This window comes from Streptomyces sp. 17_S59 (assembly GCF_056930295.1).
In genome coordinates, this window is record NZ_JBXOWD010000001.1 from 6908434 (window position 1) to 6924871 (window position 16438).

A 16438-nucleotide genomic window follows, 5' to 3' on the forward strand; every position below is an offset into this window, starting at 1 on the left:
CGAATCCCCACAGGCCCGGCGTACCGGAGCATCGGGCCGTAGTGAGAATTCATGGACAGGGCACGAAACTGCACCGGCATGAGCGTCTGCCGAGAGCGCACGCCGCGGAGTGCTGCTTTCCGCGCTGCTCAGGATGCGGCTTCGAACAACTTCTCTGCTGCCGCGACCGCCTGCGCCAGGGCCTCGGGCTCCGGTCGCAGCCCGGCCATGATCGCGTCGACGCCGCTCAGGCCGGCCTGCCGGCGGAGGCGCTTCTCGTTGGTGACCCACTCGCCGCGTGCCGCCAGCACCGCGTGCGACGTCTGGAGGGCGGCGGTGGCCAGCGCACCCGCAACCTCGGTGGCCTGGCCGCGCCCGACGTACGCGGCCTTGGCGTACTGCAGCGTCATGGCCGCACGGCCTCGCCACATCGGCGGGGCCGTCTCGCGCAGCTTCGCCGGGTACTCGGGGCGGGGCAGGGTGCCGCGCAGCACCTTGTTGAGGGCGAGTTCGGCGACCACCAGATAGCTGGGGATGCCTGCGAGGTGGAACATCAGCGGTTCCCAGTGGAAGCGGCCCTGCCGGGACTCGGCGAGTTCGTGTTCGACCACGTCGAGGTCGCGGTAGTGGACGTCGACGCGGCGGCCGCCGACGGTGAACCAGGCTCCCCCGTTGAAGACGCCGCCGCCCCAGCCGCCGATGCCGGAGACCTCGCCCTCCCAGCCGACGGCACGCAGGTCGTCCGGGTCGAAGCCGCCCTGGTAGTACAGCGCCAGATCCCAGTCGCTGTCCGGGGTCCAGGTGCCCTGGGCACGCGAACCGCCGAGGGCGACGGCGCGCACTGCGGGCAGCGCGGCGAGCCGGTCGGCGATGTGGCCGAGAAATATGGCGTCGGTCGTGTCGTCGGGCACGTCGTCGGTCGTGTTGTCGGGCATGAGGATCCGATCGTGTGAAGGTGCAGTGGAGGACAGGCTTTGCAGACGCGTCGAGCAGGGGCCGGGGCAGCGACGTTGCGTGACGCATTCTTGTCCGGCCGTCTGGCGTCCCCAGGGGCTGCCGCGCACTCTGGTGGCCGGAGCCCGGCGGAAGGTCCTGGGAGGACACATGCTGTACACGTTTGGATTCGATCGCATCGGTGTGGCGGCGAGCGACCTGTTTTTCGTGGACCCCGACCCCCTTCCCGGACAGGAGGGCGCCGAACGAGGTGTTCGGCTGGAGGTCCGGATGCTCGAGCGGGGCACCTCGCCCGGCAGCATCTACACGTCACGGCCCATCGTCATCGACCGTCCCATCTGGCGGGCCGACCTGCTGGAGTCGGTGTCCGGCCCGGTCGGGAGCCTGGACCGGGCCCATCATCACCCGCGGTTCGACGGCTGGGAGCCGGGCGGGCGCGTCTTCACGGAAGAACTGTCCGCGGCACCCCTGAAGTGGGTGGCGGAGCGGCTGGCGGATCTGGACGCGCTGCTGGCGGAGGCCGGCGTGGCGGCGAGCGATGTCGGGCCGGATGACGCCGCCGACCTGCGACGGGCGGTCCCCGACATCATCGAGGCCGTGCGCAAGCTGTTCGACGGCGTGGCCAAGGGGGAACTGGCCCGGCCTCCCGCCGAGGAGAACGTCACCAACGCCCGGATCAGCTGGCTGTGAGGGTGGAAACGGGAACCTCGCCGCGCTCGGGAGAGTGACGGCGACGCCACGACGCGGCTGGACCTGCCGGGGCGCGCCCGCGCCCGCTCCCTCGGCCGCGCCGCTCCTTCTGTCGTATCTGCACCACGGGGCATCCGTATAAACACACGCAACTACCTACGGATGAACATGCACCGCTCTTGCTGTGCCGAAGCCCGTCCATCCGTCACGCTGCTGCACGGCCTGGTCAGGTGCACAGCGAAGGGACCCCCGGATGCCCCAGCCCAACGGTGCTTCCCCGCTCGGGGCGGGTACGCAGAGTGCCCCCCGCCCGTACGATCCCGCGGTCGGTGACGCGGCACCGGCCGTGGCGGAGGCGCTGCGGTGTCTCCTCGCCGGGCCCACCGGGCTGGGCACGTCGGCGGCCCGGCTGTTCCGTACCGCCGGCAGCCCGGCCGGGGCCGACGGACCGCAGGCCGCCCCGGATCCCGCCGGATCCGCCCCCGCGCAGGCCGCGGACGACGGACCCGCCGACGGCTCGTCCGTCCGCGTGCCGCCGCTCTACTGCCCCGATGCCGAGCGTGACGACCCGGCCCTCGGCGAGGAGGTCAACGAGCGGCTCGTCGAGTGGGCCGAGGAGACCGGGATCTTCCAGGGCCGCCTGGAGCGGCTGCGGTCGCACAACTTCGGGCGGCTGTTCATGCTCGCCCACCCCGACACCGACGACCCCGAGCGCATCCTGACCGCCGCCCGGTGCGGGCTCGCCGAGTGGGCCGTGGACGACCACTGGGTCGACGAGGGCGAGGACACCTCACCCGAGCTGATCGGCTCGCGCCTGGCCCTCGCCCACGCCGTGGTCGACCCCGTCCGGCTCCCCGCCCGCTACCTGGCGCAGTTCGAGGACGTCGTCCGCAAGGAGCCCGTCCTGCGCGCGTTCCGCTCGTGCCTCGACCACCTGGCCCTGATCGCCAGCCCCACCCAGGTGGCCCGGCTGCGCCACGAGCTGGCCGTGATGTTCGTGGGCTACAACCAGGAAGGGGAGTGGCGCAGTTCCGGGCGGCGCCCCGCGGTGTGGGAGTACATGCTGCACCGCTACGAGAACGCCTTCTACCCCTGCATGGTCCTCGTCGACCCGGTCGGCGGCTACGAACTCCCGGCCGCGGAGTTCGCCGACGCGCGGGTGCGCCGGACGTACCTGTACGCCGGAACGGCCAACGTGCTGCTCAACGACCTGTACTCGATGACCAAGGAAGACCCCACCGACACCAACCTCCCCAACCTCATCGCCTCCGAGGACAACTGCTCGCTCCAGGAGGCCGTCGACCGCGCTGCGTGCATCCACGACGAGCTGATGCACACCGTGGAAGCCGAGTGCGCCGCCCTGAGCGCGGCCGGCTCCCCGGAGCTGAGGCGCTATCTGGCCGGGCTGTGGGCCTGGATGGGCGGCAGCAAGGAGTGGCACGCCACCAGCCCCCGCTACAACGGCACACCGACCGAATGAACACCGGTGAATCCCGATGAACACCCGGTGAAACCCCTGTCAGTCCCTCAGTCCCTATCAGTTATCGCCTTGCCGAAAGAGGAGACACGGTGACCATCCAGGCAACCTCTGCCCCGTTCCTCGCCAGCGCCTACCAGCGCTCCGTCGCCGACTACTGGAACCGCGAGAAGAACCCCGTCAACCTCCGCCTCGGCGAGGTGGACGGCATCTACCACCACCACTACGGGGTCGGCGACGTCGACTGGTCGGTGCTCGAGGGACCCGAGGAGACCCGGGACGAGCGGATCACCGCCGAGCTGCACCGCCTGGAGTGCGCCCAGGCCGACGTGCTGCTGAACCACCTCGGGCCCATCGCCCCCGACGACCGCCTCCTCGACTCCGGATCGGGCCGCGGCGGCAGCAGCCTCGTCGCCAACCAGCGGTTCGGCTGCCACGTCGACGGCATCTCCATCTCCGAGACCCAGGTCGCCTTCGCCAACGAGCAGGCCGACAAGCGGGGCGTGGCCGGCAAGGTGCGCTTCCACCTGAAGAACATGCTCGACACCGGATTCGAGACGGCCCGCTTCCGGGCCATCTGGAACAACGAGAGCACCATGTACGTGGACCTGTCCCAGCTGTTCCCGGAGTACGCCCGCATGCTCAGGCACGGCGGCCGGTACGTGACCATCACCGGCTGCTACAACGACAGCTACGGGCTGCCGTCCAGGGCCGTCAGCGAGATCAACGCCCACTACATCTGCGACATCCACCCGCGCAGCAGCTACTTCAAGGAGATGGCCCGCAACCGTCTCGTCCCGGCCGCCGTGGTGGACCTCACCGAGGCCACGATCCCGTACTGGGAGCTGCGCGCCCAGTCGCCCCTCGCCACCGGCATCGAGAAGGCGTTCCTGACCGCGTACAAGGACGGCAGCTTCCAGTACCTGCTCATCGCCGCCGACCGGGTCTGACCCGCCGGGTCCGGGACCTCCTGACGTGCCGGGCCCGGTGCGTCAGGAGGACGGCGTGGGGCCCGCCATCCGGTCGCTGATCCACTCGATGCTGCTCATGTCCATGCCCTTCACATAGGTCCTGGCGTCGTGCTTGCCGCCCTCGATGACCTGGAGATGGGTGTGGATGGGGCCCCTGTTGCCGTAGGTGGCGATGTATCTGTCGACTTTCCCCTTCACGCTGCCCTCGCGCGTGCCGTACTGGAAGGCGATGTAGACGTCGGGGCCCCCGGCGGCGATGAGCTGCCTGGAGAGCAGTTCGGGGTTGTTCTCCGCCTTCTCCTTCTCGTGTCCCCTCCACAGGGGCGAGTCGGGGACTATGTCGGGGCCGGAGGCGATGACGGCCTTGAACTTCTCCGGGTCTTTCAGCACGGCCTTCAGGCCCGCGAAGCCGCCGGTGGACGAGCCCATGAACGCCCAGCCGTCGCGCGACTTGATCGTGCGGAAGTTGGCCTTCATCAGGTCCGGGACGTCCTCGGTCAGCCAGGTGCCCATCCTGGGCTGGCCGGGGATGTCGCTGCCGTCCCAGTAGATCCCGCCCTCGTCGGTCTTGGGGTTGAGGACCGGCATGGCCAGCAGGAACGGTTTGCTCTTGCCTTCCTCGGCCCACTTGGCGACCGACGACTCCAGCTTGAGGTTGGTGTCGTCGAACCAGTAGTTGTTCGGGAAGCCGGGGCCGCCGGGGAGGGCGATGAGGACGGGGAAGCCGCTCTTGGCGTACTTCGGGTCGTCGTACTCCTTGGGCGCCCAGACCCACACCTTGCCCGTGAAGCCGCTCTTCCTGCCCTCCAGGGTCACGACGCTGATGTGGGTCCCGTCGTCCAGGGTGCTGCTGTTCTTGAAGTCGGCCCAGGGGCCGGTGGGCATCAGGGTCTGGGAGTTCCCGGCCTGCTGGCCCACGGAGCTGTGGTCGCCATAGGTGACGGGTTCGCCCTTATCGGTGAACGGAGGAATCTCGAAGTAGCTCATGACCGGCCAGGCGATCAGGCCGAGGGCGGCTGCGCACACCGCGACGATGAGCCATCGCCGGGCGCGCGATGCACGGCGTCGGCCCCGGGACTCGTACGTCCCGGCAGGTGGGTGCGTCATCGCGATCTGCCCCTCGTGGAGCGGCATCCTCCATATGATCGTCTCACGTATGTGTTCGGACCGTGACATCCAGCGGTGGTCCCTCGTTCTGCAGGGCGGGTGCACGGCAATGCAGTCCGGGCCGCCGGGACGATGTCCCGGCGGCCCGGACGTTTCTCACCGGCGTCTTCCGGCTTTCACCGGAGTCTTCCGGTCGGTAACTGAGCGCTCAGAGGTTCAGCATCGCGGCGATCACCGAGCGCCAGTCCTCGCCCGGCCGCTCGGCCAGCTCCCCGGCCAGCGCCACGGAGCGGTACCGGTGGCGGTGGAGCAGGCCCGGTCCCGGCTCGGGCGCCGGGCGGATCCCACCGGTGCCGCCCAGCAGCCGGATCAGCTCCGCGGCGAACTCGGCCCAGCCGACATGCCCGCCCACGGCGTTCACCGGGCCGTGCACCGGCCGCTCGGCACAGGCCGCCACGGCCCGGGCCAGGGCGGCGGCATGCACCCACGGCGCACCGCACCACGCGTCGCCGGCGCCCGCGGCGCCCGCCGGGGGCAGCACGACCGGCTCCCCGGCCCTGGCGGCCTGGAAGAGGGCCCCGGTCGCCCCCCAGCGGAGCTGATCCCGCAGGCGCGCGTGCGCCCCCCAGACGATGGGGGCGCGGAGCGCGCTCGCCCCGCCCCGCCCGGCCGTACCGGCGGCCTCCCACAGCATCCGCTCGCAGGTCAGCTTCGCCCGCCCGTAGGCGCTGAGCGGCTCCTCGGAGGGCGTGCCCTCGCCCACGTCGGCCACCGACGGCCTGCCGTAGGCGTCCACGCTGCTGACGAACACGAACGAGCCGCGCCGCCAGCCGTCCAGCAGGGCCCGCATCGCCGCGACGTCCACCTCCGGGGAGGTGAAGGTGCAGGCGGCGTGGACGATGCAGTCCACGCCGTCGGCCGCCGCGCGCAGACTGTCCGGGTCGGCCAGGTCGCCCTCCACCACCTCGACTCCGTCGGCCGCCAGAACGTGCGCGGACTCCGGCCGCACGAGCGCCCGCACCGGACGTCCCCGGGCGGCCAGCTCCCGCAGCACGAAGGCGCCGACCCCGCCCGTCCCGCCGGTCACCAGGACCGTGCCCCGCCGCGTCGGCCCGGCCGCCGCGGCCGACGTGCCCCGGGCGGCCGTCGTCCGCTGCCGTGCGCGCTCGTCCAGCAGGGCCCCGAGCGCCCGCGGGGTACGGTGCTCCAGCACGTCCAGGCCCGTCAGCGGCACGCGCAGCCGCTCCCGGAGCCGGTCGGCCACCCGGACGGCCAGCAGGGAGTGCCCGCCCAGGAGGAAGAAGTCGCCGTCCGGGCCCGGGCGTTCGCCCAGCAGCTCGCCGAACACCTCCGTCACGGCGGGCGCGGAAGCGCCGAGCGGTACGTCGTCCGGCGCGGCTTCCGGCGCCGAGGCCCGTGCCCTGCTCCGGCCTCCGGCGGAGAGCGGGTGCCGCGCGTCCACCGCCGCCGCGCCGAGCAGCTCCGCGAAGCCCGCCAGCAGCCCCCGGGCCGTCTCCTCGCCGAGCCGGGCCCGGTCGTACTGCACCAGACAGCGCGGACCGGAGCCCTTCGTCCCCTCCTCCAGGTAGAGGCCGAGCCCGAACTTGGCCGTTCCCAGCGGTACGTCGACGGGCTCGCACACCGCCCCCGCCAGCTCCAGCGCGGCGGGCTGCCCCAGCACGTCGGCGGTGACGCCGATCAGCGAGTTGCCGCTGCCGTCGCGGGCGGCGGCGCCCAGCCGCTCCACCATCAGGTCGAAGGGGACGTGGCGGTGCTGCTGCGCCTCGAGCAGCGCGTCCCGCACCCGCGCCAGCAGCGTCGCGAAGTCCCCGGCCCCGGACAGGTCCGGCCGGATCGGGAGGGTGTTGACGCAGAGGCCGACCAGCTCGCGGCCCCCCGCCGTGTCGCGGTGGCTGCTGGCGCAGCCGATCACGAGGTCGTCCTCGCCGGTCGCCTCCCGCAGGGTGCCGAACGCCGCGGCGAGCACCACCGTGAACAGCGTCGCCCGGTGCGCGCGGCCCGTCGCCCGAAGACCCTCCACGGTCCCGGGCGCCAGCGGCACGGACAGGATCCGGCCCTCGCCCCGGCGCCCCGGCTCCGCGGCGCCCCCGGGCAGGGCAACGGGGCGGGCGTGCGCAAGCCGTTCCGTCCAGTACGCCAGCCCCGCCTCGAGCGCCTCCGACGCGGCCCGCTCCCGGCGGGCGAAGTCCGCGTACCGGGGCGCGGCGCGGCCCGGTTGTGCGTCGCGGCCCTCGCGTGCCGACCGGTAGCGGTCGGCGAGTTCGCGGGCGAACAGCTCCAGGGAGCCGCCGTCCATTGCGATGTGATGGAACGTCAGCAAAACGGTGTGGTCGTCCGGGGCGTGCCGCACCAGCAGCGCCCGCAGCACCGGACCGGCGGCCAGGTCGAAGGGGCGCGCCGCCTCCTCCGCCAGCAGCCGCCGCGCCGCGTCCCCGCCGGCCTCGACGGTCCGCACCGGCACCCGCCGTGCCGGGGTGACCTCCTGGAACGGCTCGCCCCCGCTCCGGCGGTAGCGGGTGCGCAGCACTTCGTGGCGGGCCACCAGCGCCGTCAGGGCCCGGCCGAACGCGTCTGCGTCGAACGGGCCGCGCACCCGGGTCGCGAACGGCACGTTGTACAGCGCGCCGTCCTGGCCGAGGCGGTCCATCAGCCACATCCGGTGCTGCGCGTGCGAGAGCGGCGCGGCGCCGGGCGCGCCCGCCGCCTCCGCGGGGGCCGAGCCGGCCTGCCGGGTACGGGTGTCGGCGCTGCGGCGCCGGGCGAGCCGCAGCAGCGCCTCCTGGCGGGCGGCGCCGGAGGCCGTGTCCGTGCTCATCGGCCCTCTCCCTCGGCCTCCGGAGCCGCCTCCGCCCCGTACGCGCCTTCCAGCGCCTGCTCGATCAGCCCGGCCTGCCCGGCCACGGTCGGCGCGGAGAAGAACGCGGCCAGGGACAGCTCCACGCCCACGTCCTCGCGCAGGTCGTCCACGATGCCCAGGGCCAGCAGGGAGTGCCCGCCCAGGGCGAGGAAGCCGGCCTCCGCGTCGGCGACCGGGCACTCCAGCGCCCGGCTCCAGGCGGCGGCCACCACCTGCTGGATCGGGGTCAGCCGCGACCGTACGGGCGGCTGCTCCCGGTCCCCGGCCGGCGGAGGCGTGCGGTCGGCGAGGGCGCGGCGGTCGACCTTGCCGTTGGCCGTCAGGGGCAGCTCGCCCACGACGGACCATGCGTTGGGCAGCAGGTGCGCGGGCAGCCGGGCGGACAGGTGGTCCCGCAGCTCCTCCGCGGTGGGGTGCCCGGCCGGGCTGCCGTCCCGGGGCACGACGAAGGCGGTCAGGCGCGCGTCGTCGGCACCGGTCCGCACCACGGTGACGGCGGCGTCGGCCACGTCCGGGTGCGTTCGCACGGCGTGTTCGATCTCACCGGGCTCGATGCGGAAGCCGCGGACCTTGATCTGGTCGTCGACGCGGCCGTGGAAGTCCAGCGTGCCGTCCGGGCGGGCCGAGACCAGGTCGCCGGTGCGGTAGAGCCTGCCCGCCGAGGGGCGGTCGGCGAAGCGTTCCGCGGTGAGCCCGGGCTGTCCGAGGTAGCCCGCCGCGAGGCGGGGCCCGCCGATCCACAGCTCGCCGCGGACACCGGCCGGCACGGCCCCGCCGTGCTCGTCCAGGACGAGCGCCGTCGCCCCGGCCACCGGACGGCCGATGGGCGGCGGGCCGTCGCAGTCGGCCTCGCGCACCCGGTGGGCGGTGGCGAACGTGGTGGCCTCCGTCGGCCCGTAGCCGTTGACCAGCTCCAGCCAGGGGTGGGCGCGCAGCACGGCCCGCGCGTGCCGCGCCGACAGGGCCTCGCCACCGGTGATCACGCTGCGCAGGACGCCGAAGACCGGCGACTGGCGCGCGGCGAGGTGGTGGAAGAGCGCGGTGGTGAACATCGCCACCGTCGCGCCCAGCCGCTCGACGTCCCGCGCCAGGCCCGCCGGCGACTGCAGGCCCGCGGTGGAGACCGCCAGGGCCGCCCCGTTGGCCAGGGCCACCCACACCTCGAACGGGGCCGCGTCGAAGGCCAGGGGCGAGTGGAAGAGCACCCGGTCCCGCTCGGTGACGGTCAGATAGTCCGGTGCCGTGGTCAGCCCCGCCACCCCGCGCTGGGTGATGCCCACGGCCTTGGGGCGGCCCGTGGACCCGGAGGTGTACATCACGTAGGCGAGCGCGCCGGGGTCGTACGCGCACGGCGCCGGGAGGCGGTCCTCCGGCACGGCCTCCGTGCCGTCCTCGGCCACCCCGGCCGTGGACAGGGCCATCGCCCGCCCGCCGGGTATACCCGCGGCCTCCAGCAGGTCCTTCGTGCCCACGGTCAGGGCGACCCCGGCGTCGGCCAGCATCGCCTCCGTACGGGCGCGGGGGTAGCCGGCGTCCAGCGGCACATAGTGCCCGCCCGCCCACCAGACGGCGAGCTGGGCCACGACGACGCCCGCCGAGTGCGGCAGCAGCACGCCCACCGCGGTGCCGGGCCCGACGCCCCGGGCACGCAGCACACCGGCCAGCCTGCGGGCGGCGGCGGTCAGTTCGCCGTAGGTCAGCGTCAGATCGCCGTCCCGGACCGCGAGGGCCGAGGGGCACGACCCGGCGCGGCGGACCACCCGGCCCAGGACGCCGCCCGGCTCCGTGCGCCCGGGCGCGCCGGTCGCGTCCCGGCTCACCGCGTCCTGGCTCTCCCGCCGGGAGTCCACGAGCGCGGCCAGGGCGCGCAGATCGGGCTGCCGCAGCATCTGGGGAGCCTTCAGCCGCACGCCGAAGCGCTCCTCCAGGGCCGCCAGAAGGCGTGCCGCGGCGAGGGAATTGCCGCCGCTGGAGACGAAGTTGTCGGCCGGGCCGACCTCGGGCCGGCCGAGCACGCCACGGCACAGCTCGACGACCAGCTGCTCCGTGCCGCCGCCCCCGCGGCCGCCCGGCGCGGGGGCGGCGGCCTGCTGCCGGTGCCCGGCCAGCAGCGCCGCGCGGTCCACCTTGCCGTTGGCGTCCAGCGGGAAGCCGGCCACGTACCGGACCGCCGCCGGAACCGCCTGCTCGGGCAGCCGGGCGCGCACCGCGTCCAGCAGCACGGCCGGGGGCGGGGCCTCCGGGCCGGGGGCGGGCCGGACGAACGCGACCAGGCGGGTCTCCCCGCCGTCGGAGGCGTCCGCCGCGACGACCGCCCGCAGCACGCGCGGGTCCTCTTCGAACGCCGCCTCGGTCTCGCCCGGTTCGATGCGGGCGCCGCGCACCTTCACCTGGCCGTCCAGCCGGCCGAGGAACTCCAGGACCCCGTCCGGCCGCATCAGCACCCGGTCGCCGGTCCGGTAGACGCGGTCGGTGCCGGTGACCTCCGGCGGCGCCGGTACGAAGCGGCGCGCGGTCAGCGCCTCGTCCAGGTAGCCGGTCGCCAGCCCCGCCCCGCCGATCCGCAGCTCGCCCGGCTCGCCGCGCGGCACCACTCGCCCGGCGGGATCGGTGACGCAGACGACGGTGCCGTCCGCGGGCGTGCCGATCGGCGGGGGAGTACCGGTATCTGCGTCTTCCCGCATCGCGTGCGAGGTGGCGACCACGGCCGCCTCGGCGGGCCCGTAGGCGTTGTCCACTCGCGCGGTGACGTCCTTGCCGGGCCGGCGGCGCAGCCGGTCGCCGCCGATGCTGAGGTGGCGCAGTGCCGGCAGCCTCGGCCAGGGGCGTTCGAGGACCAGCTCGGCCAGCGGGGTGGGCAGGATGGCGACGGTCACGCCCGCCCGCCGCCACCAGCCGGTCAGCGTCTCCGGGTCCCAGCGCACGGAGTCCGGGGCGACACTCAGTGCCGCCCCCGAGGTCAGGGCCGTCCACAGCTCCAGCACATGCGGGTCGAAGGAGACGCCGACCAGCAGGCTGTGCCGTTCCCCGGGGCCGCAGCCGGTGCGGGCCCCGTACCAGCGCAGCCGCGCGGCGAGTGCCGTCCCGGCCACCGCCACGGCCTTGGGCACCCCGGTCGACCCGGACGTGAGGACCGCGTAGAACGTGCCCTCCGGCACGGCGGGCCGCCCGGCCTCCGCAGGCGCCGCGGGGAACGCGGCCACGGCCTGTGGGACCGCGTTCGCACCGGCCGGGGGCAGGGGCAGCGGCCGTAGCTCGCCGCCCGCGCAGGTGGCGGGCAGCGTGTCGGCGGCGCCGACGAGGCAGGTGACGCGCAGCCCGTCCGTCACCGCGGCGAGCCGTCGCTCCCCGGGCCGCGGGCCGAGCGGGAGGTAGACGGCGCCCAGGCGGGCCAGTGCGACGGCCGTGGCGACCAGGGCGACGGAGCGGTCGAGGCATACGCCGACCAGGTCGCCGGGCCGCACGCGGTCGCGCAGCGCGTCGGCGGTGCGGTCGGCCAGGGCGTCCAGTTCGGCGTAGGTCCAGCTCAGTTCGCCGTCCTCGACGGCGGGAGCGGACGGGGCGAGCCGCACGTGCTCCGCGTACCGGGCCAGGACGTCGTCCCAGCCGTGGGCGGTGGCCGTGCCGCCGCGGGCGACGGAGAGAGCGGGAATGTTCGGTGCAGTGGTCATGATCCCTCTGTTCGTGAACGTCAGGACGTGGGAAGGGAGTTCGAGAGGGCGCGGGCCTGCTCGGCGAGGACCGGATGCCGGAAGAGCACCCGCAGCGGCGGGCGGCCGCCGAGCCGCGGCTCCAGCCACGCGGCCAGCTGGGCGGCCAGCAGGGAGTGCCCGCCGACCCGGAAGAAGTGGGACGAGGAAGAGAAGCGGTCGTGCCCCAGGACCTCCCGCCAGCCCTCGCTCACCAGCGCGACGACCGGATCCGCGGTCCCGGCACCGCCCGCCTCCGCGCGGCCGTCGGACTCCTCGCCCGCGTGCCCGGCGGCGATGCGGGCCAGTGCCCTGCGGTCCGGCTTGCCGCCGGGCAGCAGCGGCATGTGCTCCAGCCGCATCCAGCGCGCGGGTACCAGCGCGGCGGGCAGCCGTTCGGACAGCGCCTTGTGCAGGGCCGTCCGGTCCGGCTCGGCCCCGCCGTCCAGGAAGCCGGTCAGCCGCGGCTCGCCGGCCGCGTCACGGTCGAGGACGACGGCGCACGAACGCCCGCCGAGTTCGGCGGAGGCCGCGGCCTCGATCTCCTCCGGCTCGATGCGGTGGCCGCGCAGCTTGACCTGGTTGTCCCGGCGGCCGAGGAAGCACAGCAGCCCGTCGCGGTTCCGGTAGCCCAGGTCGCCCGTGAGGCAGACGCGCTCGCCGCCGAGTGCCGGGACGGTGACGAACCGGGCGGCGCCGGCCGCGGCCGCCTCGCCGCCGCCGAGGTAGCCGCGGGCGAGTCCCGGGCCCGCGACGGCCAGTTCGCCGACGGCTCCGTCGGGCAGGGGGCGCAGCCCGGTGTCGAGGACGTGGACCGCCACCCCCGGCAGCGGAACGCCCAGCGGGACCTCGGCGTCCGCGTCGCCCGCCCCCGTGCCGCGCGTCACCTCGTGGACCGTCGACGTGATCGTCGCCTCGGTCACCCCGTAGGCGTTCAGCACGGTGGCGTCCGTGACGGCCAGCAGCTCGCGGAGCGCCGCGGCGGGCAGCCGCTCCCCGCCGGCCACCAGGAGCCGCGGCGCCCACCGCCCGTCCGCGAGCGCCGCGCACAGCTCCCCGCGCACCGCGAGGAGATAACTCGTCGGCAGATTGGCCACGGTGACCCGCCCGCCGGCCAGCTCGGCGACCAGCTCCGCCCCCGTGGGCACCTCCAGCCGCGGCACGACCAGGCAGGCACCGGCCAGCAGCGACGGCAGCACCTCCTCCAGCGCCACGTCGAACGACGGCCGGGCGAAGAGCAGCACCCTGTCCCGCGGGCCCAGCGCGAACCGCCCGGCCACGGCCGTCGCATGATGCGCCAGCGCCGCCCGGCCGACGACGACGGCCTTCGGCAGCCCCGTGGAACCCGAGGTGTGGATGACGTAGGCAGCGCCCTCCAGACGCTCGGCGGGCTGCGCGGCGGGGAAGTCCCCGCCCGCGTCGACCAGACCGACCGGCGGCCCTTCGACGGGCAGGGCGGGCGCGCTCTCCCGGTCGGCCAGGACCAGCGCGGGGCGCAGCCGGTGCAGCAGCGCCTCCAGCCGCCCCGCCGGATCGTCGGCCGACAGCGGGCAGTACACCGCACCCGTGCGCAGGCAGGCGAGCAGCGTCACCACGCCGGGCACGCCGCGGGGCAGCACGGCCGCCACCGGCTGACCCTCCGTCACGCCCGCCGCGCGCAGCCGATCGGCCAACTCGGCGACCATGCAGTCGAGTTCGCCGTAGCTGATCTCCACGTCGCCGTCGGTCAGGGCGAGGCGTCCGGCGTCGCCCCGCGCGGCCGGGTCGAGCACGTCGCCGGGCCGCACCGCCTCCGGCCCGCCGTCCGGCGCCGGCTGCGGAGGCTGCGGGGCGAGCGCCGCCAGCGGCGTGGCCGGTGCGTGCAGGTAGGCCCGTACGAGGCCGAGGAAGCGCTCGGACAGCAGGCGGGCGGTGTCCTCGTCGAACAGGTCCCGGTCGTAGTCCCAGACCAGGGTCATGCCCGCGGCGCCCCGGCGCGGGCCGACCGTGCGGCGGTCGTCCGGAATGAGCACCAGGTCGAGGTCGAAGCGGGTCGTGCCGGTGTTGAACCCCTCGTACAGCGACACCTCCAGGCCCGGCACATCGATCTCCGGCAGGACCGCGTCATGGGCGCTGAACATCACGCTGAACAGCGGGTTGTCCGCACCCGAGGTGTGCAGGCCCAGCTCCCGGGTCAGCACCTGCACGGGGACGTCCTGGTGCGGCAGCGCGCGGACGAGGCCGTCGGTGACGTCGTCCACCGTCTCCTCGGCAGCGGCCTCCGGATCCAGGCGCAGGCGCACCGGGATGGTGTTGACGAACATGCCCGCTGCCCTCTCGAAGCCCTTGGGCCGGTTGCCGACGGCGGTCCCGACGACCAGGTCGGTGCGCCCGCTGTGGCGCCGCAGCAGCTCCGCGAAGAGGCCCAGCAGCGTGGAGAACGGGGTGTGCCCCCGCTCGCGGGAGACCGCGCGCAGCCGTTCGGCGAGGTCGGCGTCGAGGGCCTGGCGCAGCTGGGCCCCGGCGTGCCGGCGCCGGGCCCCGGGCCGGGCGAGCCCCGGCAGCGGCAGGTCGAACGAGGCGTCGCCCAGCTCGCGCCGCCAGTACGCCAGGCTCGCCTCCCGCCGGGCCCTGCGCCCGGGGCCGCCGTCGGCGGCGTGTTCCTCGACGTGTTCCTCGTACGAGCGGACCGCGGGCAGCGCGAGCGGCTCGCCGAGCACGCGCGCCCGGTAGGCGGCGAACACGTCGTGGAGCAGGACCGCGAAGGAGCGGCCGTCGTGCACGAGGTGGTGCTCGACGTGGACGATCCGGTGGTGCCCGGCGCCGAGGCGGACCAGGCACCAGCGCAGCAGCGGCGCCTCGTGGACGTCGAGGGGCGTCTCCGCCTCGGCGCGCAGCAGCCGGGCGTACGCGGCCTCGGGATCGGCCTCCGAGGCGAGGTCGACGGTGCGCAGCCGGGGTGCGCACCGCTCGCGCACCCGCTGGAGCGGCAGGGAGCCGGGGGAGTCGACGAGTTCCAGGCGCAGCCCGGGGTGCCGGTCGAGGGCGGTGGCCAGCCCGGCCCGCAGGGCCTCCTCGTCGAGGGCGCCGCGCAGGTCCATGGCGGCGGTGAAGGTGTAGGCACGGCTGCCGGGCAGCAGCTGCTCGTGCAGCCAGACGATCTCCTGGGATGCGGAGAGTCCGAACATGGTCAACCTTTCCGGTAGGCAGGTCGTGGTCCGGCGGGCCCGGAGGGCCCGGTGCGCTCAGCCGGCCGGCTCGGGTGTCGCCGTTCCGGTGCGCAGGGTGTCGAGAAGCGTGGTGAAGGCGTCCTCGGCGAGGTGGTCCGGCACGGCCGTCCGGTCCCAGGCCATGCGGACGAGCAGGTCGGTGCCGTAGGCGACGGACACCGCGAACGGGGCCTGGAGCGGACGGCCGTCGAGGTGGGTCTCGCGCCCGGTGGCGTCGCCGAGCCGCAGCGGCGGGCGGCGCCGCAGGTCCTCGAAGGAGAGCAGCCCGTCCAGCCGCCCGGACCAGGGCACTCCGGCGCCCCGGGCCGCGTGGACCACCTCGTCGAAGGGGGCGTCGGCGTGGTCGAGGTCGTCCCACCAGGCCGCGGTCCGCTCGGCAGGGTCGAGGCCGTCGGCCGGGTGGACGACGGTGTTGAGGAAGCAGCCCGGCACCGGCGCCGCCTCGGCGGGCCGCCCGCCCCACGGGTATCCCAGGGCCGGGACGTGCTCCGGGCCGTGGAGCGCCCGGGCCGCGGCGACACAGGCGCCGAGCAGCACGGGGAAGGCCGCGGCCCGGTCGTCGGCCCTCAGGGGCAGCCGGTGCAGCGCGTCGCCCGTACCCGTCGCGCCGGTACGGGGCAGGGACGGGGCGGGCGGCCGGAGCCCCGCGAGCCGCCCGGCCCAGTAGGCGAGGGAGGCCGGCCGCGACGCCCGCTCCTCGGCGGCGAGTTGGAGGCGCACGGCCTCCCGGTGGGCGGCGAGCTGCTCGGCGGCGCGGCGCTCCGGCACGTCCTGCGGCCCGAGGCGGTCGCGGTAGGCGTCGGCGAGGCCCGCCGTGACGATGCCCAGTGACTGCTCGTCACAGGCCGTGTGGTCCAGGACCACGGCGAGGACCTCGTGCTCCGGACCGTCGGCGGCGAGGAAGAGCCGCAGTGGCGGCCCCTCCTCCGGCCACTCCGCCAGGGCCCGGCGCAGCGCGCCGGCGGCCCGCTCCCCGGGGCGCGGCCGCACCCGCTCCACCCGGGCACCGGGAGCGCCGACGAGCTGGAGCGGCACGCCCCGCCGTACGGACGTCCGGGCCCGCAGCGCCGGGTGCAGGGCGGCCAGGTGACCGGCGGCCCCGCGCAGCCGGTCCGGGTCGACGGCCCCGGCGGGGAAGACGAAGAGCAGGGGGACGAGGACGGCCTGCCCGGCGGGGTCCAGCCGCTGTGCGAGCAGGAACCGCCGCTGCGCCCCGGTGACGGGCAGCAGTGTGCTGCCGGACGGGCCGGCCTCTGCGGCGATGCGCTCGTAGCGGGCGAGGTAGGACGAAGTGATGCTGCTGGACTGCACGATGACCTCCCGCGCGCCGTGCGGGCGCGATGGCTCGTGGGACGGGGTCGGGGTGACGTGGGTGCCGCCGTGCGGCACGTGGCGGCCGACCGCTCGGTGGGAGGGATCGGGTGCGGGCACCGCCGGGCGGTCGCGGCGGACCGGAGGCCGGGCCCGGGTGGCGAGGGCCCCGG

9 protein-coding genes are annotated in these 16438 nt (G+C 75.2%); 3 read left to right on the plus strand and 6 right to left on the minus strand.

Annotation, left to right across the window (positions count from 1 at the left end; translation table 11 throughout):
• Window positions 1–128: 128 nt before the first annotated feature.
• The gene (locus tag AC1Z4A_RS31265) at window positions 129–914 is read right to left on the minus strand and encodes a nucleotidyltransferase domain-containing protein (RefSeq protein WP_483683248.1); all 786 of its coding nucleotides are present in this window, start codon (window positions 912–914) and stop codon (window positions 129–131) included.
• Window positions 915–1083: 169 nt separating this feature from the next.
• Here AC1Z4A_RS31265 and AC1Z4A_RS31270 point away from each other — a divergent pair, with 169 nt between their 5' ends.
• The 3 genes from AC1Z4A_RS31270 to AC1Z4A_RS31280 all read left to right on the plus strand — a co-directional run bounded on the left by AC1Z4A_RS31270 (window position 1084) and on the right by AC1Z4A_RS31280 (window position 4050).
• On the plus strand, window positions 1084–1623 hold the full coding sequence (locus AC1Z4A_RS31270) for a hypothetical protein (protein WP_483683249.1): 540 nt from the start codon (window positions 1084–1086) through the stop codon (window positions 1621–1623).
• A 253-nt stretch (window positions 1624–1876) separates the two neighbouring features.
• On the plus strand, window positions 1877–3103 hold the full coding sequence (locus AC1Z4A_RS31275; protein ID WP_483683250.1) for a family 2 encapsulin nanocompartment cargo protein terpene cyclase: 1227 nt from the start codon (window positions 1877–1879) through the stop codon (window positions 3101–3103).
• Window positions 3104–3192: 89 nt separating this feature from the next.
• Window positions 3193–4050, plus strand: coding sequence for a geranyl diphosphate 2-C-methyltransferase (locus AC1Z4A_RS31280; protein WP_483683251.1), 858 nt, complete (start codon window positions 3193–3195; stop codon window positions 4048–4050).
• Between the two features lie 42 nt (window positions 4051–4092).
• Here the strand turns inward: AC1Z4A_RS31280 and AC1Z4A_RS31285 are convergent, their stop codons facing one another.
• The 5 genes from AC1Z4A_RS31285 to AC1Z4A_RS31305 all read right to left on the minus strand — a co-directional run bounded on the left by AC1Z4A_RS31285 (window position 4093) and on the right by AC1Z4A_RS31305 (window position 16385).
• Entirely contained in the window at window positions 4093–5205 is a 1113-nt protein-coding gene (locus AC1Z4A_RS31285; RefSeq protein WP_483683252.1) for an alpha/beta hydrolase, read from the minus strand.
• Between the two features lie 181 nt (window positions 5206–5386).
• Window positions 5387–8014 (minus strand): condensation domain-containing protein, encoded by a 2628-nt coding sequence (locus AC1Z4A_RS31290; RefSeq protein ID WP_483683253.1) that lies wholly within the window; start codon window positions 8012–8014, stop codon window positions 5387–5389.
• Window positions 8011–11727 carry an amino acid adenylation domain-containing protein gene (locus tag AC1Z4A_RS31295; protein WP_483683254.1) on the minus strand — a complete coding sequence of 1239 codons (3717 nt, stop codon included), beginning with the start codon at window positions 11725–11727 and terminating at the stop codon, window positions 8011–8013. The genes AC1Z4A_RS31290 and AC1Z4A_RS31295 overlap by 4 nt, the downstream gene beginning before the upstream one ends.
• A gap of 20 nt (window positions 11728–11747) precedes the next feature.
• The gene (locus AC1Z4A_RS31300) at window positions 11748–14912 is read right to left on the minus strand and encodes a non-ribosomal peptide synthetase (RefSeq protein ID WP_483683255.1); all 3165 of its coding nucleotides are present in this window, start codon (window positions 14910–14912) and stop codon (window positions 11748–11750) included.
• A gap of 57 nt (window positions 14913–14969) precedes the next feature.
• The gene (locus AC1Z4A_RS31305; protein WP_483683256.1) at window positions 14970–16385 is read right to left on the minus strand and encodes a condensation domain-containing protein; all 1416 of its coding nucleotides are present in this window, start codon (window positions 16383–16385) and stop codon (window positions 14970–14972) included.
• Window positions 16386–16438 lie beyond the last annotated feature (53 nt).

Bases quoted from the DNA above. Each gene is read 5' to 3' on its own strand.
- AC1Z4A_RS31290 (WP_483683253.1), bottom strand. From the start codon at position 8,014: ATGAGCACGGACACGGCCTCCGGCGCCGCCCGCCAGGAGGCGCTGCTG.
- AC1Z4A_RS31285 (WP_483683252.1), bottom strand. From the start codon at position 5,205: ATGCCGCTCCACGAGGGGCAGATCGCGATGACGCACCCACCTGCCGGG.
- AC1Z4A_RS31270 (WP_483683249.1), top strand. From the start codon at position 1,084: ATGCTGTACACGTTTGGATTCGATCGCATCGGTGTGGCGGCGAGCGAC.
- AC1Z4A_RS31295 (WP_483683254.1), bottom strand. From the start codon at position 11,727: ATGACCACTGCACCGAACATTCCCGCTCTCTCCGTCGCCCGCGGCGGC.
- AC1Z4A_RS31300 (WP_483683255.1), bottom strand. From the start codon at position 14,912: ATGTTCGGACTCTCCGCATCCCAGGAGATCGTCTGGCTGCACGAGCAG.
- AC1Z4A_RS31265 (WP_483683248.1), bottom strand. From the start codon at position 914: ATGCCCGACAACACGACCGACGACGTGCCCGACGACACGACCGACGCC.
- AC1Z4A_RS31275 (WP_483683250.1), top strand. From the start codon at position 1,877: ATGCCCCAGCCCAACGGTGCTTCCCCGCTCGGGGCGGGTACGCAGAGT.